Annotated in this window: 4 protein-coding genes; 3 read left to right on the top strand and 1 reads right to left on the bottom strand. The window is 24.3% G+C overall.

Features of this window, described 5'->3' with window-relative positions; genetic code table 11:
* Nucleotides 1-275 precede the first annotated feature (275 nt).
* The gene (locus J7M77_RS03590) at nt 276-452 is read left to right on the top strand and encodes a hypothetical protein (protein ID WP_296876090.1); all 177 of its coding nucleotides are present in this window, start codon (nt 276-278) and stop codon (nt 450-452) included.
* Nucleotides 453-470: 18 nt separating this feature from the next.
* Here J7M77_RS03590 and J7M77_RS03585 read toward each other — a convergent pair whose 3' ends face one another.
* Nucleotides 471-1,301, bottom strand: coding sequence for a hypothetical protein (locus J7M77_RS03585; protein ID WP_296876089.1), 831 nt, complete (start codon nt 1,299-1,301; stop codon nt 471-473).
* Nucleotides 1,302-1,492: 191 nt separating this feature from the next.
* On the opposite strand from J7M77_RS03585, the gene J7M77_RS03580 reads away from it, so the two are divergent.
* Together J7M77_RS03580 and J7M77_RS03575 are read left to right on the top strand one after the other, a co-directional pair.
* Nucleotides 1,493-2,200: a LytTR family DNA-binding domain-containing protein gene (locus J7M77_RS03580; RefSeq protein WP_296876086.1), complete on the top strand. Its 708-nt coding sequence runs from the start codon at nt 1,493-1,495 to the stop codon at nt 2,198-2,200.
* A gap of 62 nt (nt 2,201-2,262) precedes the next feature.
* Nucleotides 2,263-3,504, top strand: a complete 1,242-nt coding sequence (locus J7M77_RS03575; RefSeq protein WP_296876084.1) for a GHKL domain-containing protein — start codon at nt 2,263-2,265, stop codon at nt 3,502-3,504.
* The last annotated feature ends 175 nt before the right edge of the window (nt 3,505-3,679 follow it).

The following is a 3,679-nucleotide window of genomic DNA, read 5'->3' as shown; positions in this document are numbered from 1 at the left end:
GCAGGCTGGTAATATTACATAGGCAGTAAGTTATAATAACTGCTACATTTTTATTTCTTATCTTAAAATATACGATCATAAAGATCATGCAGATGATCATGATATTTATAACAAAACTGATATAATATCTCATTATCATGAAGAAATCGATCTGATAAATAAATACAGCAGCAAAATGTACCGGCAGTAATAATATACATACGATCTTGAATGAATCTAAGAAAATCTTTTCAATAATGAAATAGAATAACTTTTTTTTCGTCTGAAACCTTGGGATGATCATATTATTAAATATCGGCAATATGTCAGCAGAAAAATATGACAGTACTACTGGAACAATAAATACAGCAATGATTATAATTGAAAAAGTATTTGCCATGATGTCATCAGTATTTACGGCTTTTTTAAACATAAATAGGATTATCATTTCAACAATTGCTAAAAAAACATAATTATTAATCTGATCTCTGTTAATGAATTGTTTCATATTTTTTCATTCCTTTTATTAAAATCAGGATTTCTGATAAATTTAGTACTAATATTGATACACATACACTTAAAAAGGAGATATCGGTATCAATTACCATATATGAAATATAGTTTAAAAAACTTAGATCAAAAATAATCCCAATAATACTGATCCCGGCTATGCCGATAAATGACATAATACAAATTTGTATAAATTCCATCTGGCTGAACGGTTTAATAAAACTTAAGGAATATGGAATATTGGAAACTGCTGCTAAAAAAAAGCTGACCAGCAAAATTTTTGATAATATATAAATCAGAGGGTTTTGAATTCTTAAAAAATCAAATAAAATATTCTGATCATATCCCTGAATAATGTCATATACCGGCATTCCCCAGCGGTTATCAAAACCGGCGGCTGGATAAACAATATAGGAAATGATTAAATTTATTATTCCTGAAAATAAAATCACACTGAAAACCAGCACAAAATTGGCAATAAATTTAGAAATGTAATAGTCTTTCTTTTTTGTTCGGGTAATTATCATTGTCTGCATTCCGTTTTTTTCTTCTTTCCATTTACTGGATGAATAAATTATCATAACAATCAGAGGTGATAAATATTGAAAAATATTGATAACAGCTCTTGCTTTAATGCTGACATACATAGAATTATCGATATATGATCTTATAGATAAAATGTTACGACCAAAGTCTAGATAACAGTTCAGCAGGATACTTATTAAACTGACTAAAAGGATAGCTGCAAATGTATATTTAAACTCAATTTGATTTATCGAGTTTTTTATTTCGGTTTTAACTTGTTTAATCATTACTTTTTCCTCCGATGGCATATTAGCATACTATATTATTTATTTCATTGTTTTGTCCTAAAATGTATTTCACTTAACATAAACTGCATTTTTAAAAATAAACAGATTTTCTTTTTTGTTTATTTCTTGCACTGAAAAAAGAAAAACATTATACTGATAGCACATCTTTTAAGGGAGAAAATAAAAAAATAATGAAATGTTGTGTGTTAGAAGATAATAATGATGATTTAAAAAAAATTATAACATGTATTAAATCAGATGATTATTTAAGTAAGCATTTGGAAATAAGATCATTTTATTTTGCAAGTCAAATCGATTTAACAACAGATATTTTTGATATTTTATTATTAGATATTGATTTACCAAATAAAAGTGGAATTGATTTTGCTAACGATTATATTAAAATATATCCAAATTCTAAAATAATTTTCATAAGTGCTCATAATGAACTCGTATTTGATTCTTTTAAAGTACATCCTTATAGTTTTATTAGAAAAGAAAATGTAGATATTGAACTTAATGATACATTAATTGATCTTCTTGAACTAATAAGATTAAATAAGAAAGAGCTTGTAATAAATAACAAAGAACATACTATTATAGTTGAACAAGATGAAATCATTTATATCGAGTCTTTGAAACATTATTGCTATATACATACTCAAGGCAATCCTGAACCGTTTAAAATTAGAATGAGCATGAATCATATTCTAAAAGAACTTACTTTTTATTTTTATCGGATAAATCGTTCTTATATAATTAATTTAAATGAAATAAAAAAAATCAAAAATGGTAAAGTTATTTTAAAAAATAATCTAGAAATTTCTATCCAGCGTGGTCAAATAAAAAAATTCCAAAATACTTATGATAATTTTCTTTGTAGAAAAGTATTAATTTAAAAATACAAAAAATATTATTTTTATTCTAAGCAAACCATAAGAAAGAGAAAGAAGAGATTGTTATGAACATAATTATCAGTATTTTTGAAGGATTGTTGATTTCTCGTTTTACATCAATTACATGTATTAACCAAAACAGAACAACTGTATCGCTAATTATTTATACATTGGTACAATGTATGTTTTCTTATTTAGCTTTTTATTACAATTTTGATTCTTTTTTATCAACAGCTATAATTGTGATTAGTTATACACTTTTTTGTTATGACAATACTTTAAATTCACTAATAAATAGTATTTTTTTAGGATTTACTTTAAATATACTAATTCTTATTGCTAATAGTTTTGCTTTAATTATAAATTATACAAGCTATTTTTTATTTAGTACCTATCTTCCTTTTTTTATGATGTTAATTGTTTCTAAATTGTTATTGTGGCTATTGGTTGAAGTTATTGGAAAGTTGACTCGACATACTGTGCGTTATGATAATTCTAAAATAAATCTGTTTAATTTATCAATTTTATTATTAACCTTATTATATGCATTATTTTTTGATGGTTATTTTAAAGGCTTAATCCAGATTCAGTATTTTCTTATCAATATTACGATTCTTTCTTTATTGGTTATTGTCATTTATCGACTATTTGAAAATCACAAACGAAATTTAATTTACCGGACAAATCAAAAAATATTAGAAAAAGAAATTGATTTTCAAAAGACTAATTTCAAAAACTTAATTGCAAATGAAAATGAAACCAGAAAAATACGCCATAATAACAAACATCTTTTATTATTATTAAAAGAATATACTGATAAAAAAGATTTGGATAATATTGAAAAAACGCTTAATGATCAGCTGAAAAATATTGATGATCTTAAGTATTCAATTAATACCGGCAATGAATCGATTAATTTCATTGTGTCACATTATCTTCCGTTGATTAAAAATAATCAAATAGATTTAATCTGTAATTATTTTGATGGTCGGCCCAATATTGATAAACTTGATTTTTATCTAATTTTTGGTAATATTCTTGAAAATGCTATAGAACCATGTGATAGCAATAAAATAAAAAAGATAATCATTGAAGCTGGTAAAACACCTGATGGAAGATATTATTTTAAAATTATGAATACTATTAATACAATGGATAAAATTGACTTGTTGGTTTCTAGAAAAAATACTATTAATCATGGTTTTGGCATAACCAGTATTAATCAATTAGTTAGTAAAAATAATGGTGTCGTTGAGTTTATTCAATTAAGACGTAATTTCAGTGTTATTGTTATCTTGCCAATATAAAATTCAAGATAAACTATCGTAGATTATCATTTCTTGCTGTTATGTATTTAACTAAAAAATTAGTTCAAGTAAATAGTTATTTAAATTAAAAATCCTGCAATAAGATTAGTTAGTATTTTTGCAGGATATTTTTTTAAAAGAAACAATCAATTTGATTATCAATAAAAACTTTTTG

This window comes from Thomasclavelia sp., assembly GCF_017889095.1.
Taxonomy (GTDB): Bacteria; Bacillota_I; Bacilli_A; order Erysipelotrichales; family Coprobacillaceae; genus Thomasclavelia.
This window is presented reverse-complemented; position numbering and strand designations above follow the sequence as displayed.

What these genes read in the sequence shown, in the direction of transcription:
- J7M77_RS03590 (WP_296876090.1), top strand. Translation starts at nt 276, where the DNA reads ATGATCATATTATTAAATATCGGCAATATGTCAGCAGAAAAATATGAC.
- J7M77_RS03585 (WP_296876089.1), bottom strand. Translation starts at nt 1,301, where the DNA reads ATGATTAAACAAGTTAAAACCGAAATAAAAAACTCGATAAATCAAATT.
- J7M77_RS03580 (WP_296876086.1), top strand. Translation starts at nt 1,493, where the DNA reads ATGAAATGTTGTGTGTTAGAAGATAATAATGATGATTTAAAAAAAATT.
- J7M77_RS03575 (WP_296876084.1), top strand. Translation starts at nt 2,263, where the DNA reads ATGAACATAATTATCAGTATTTTTGAAGGATTGTTGATTTCTCGTTTT.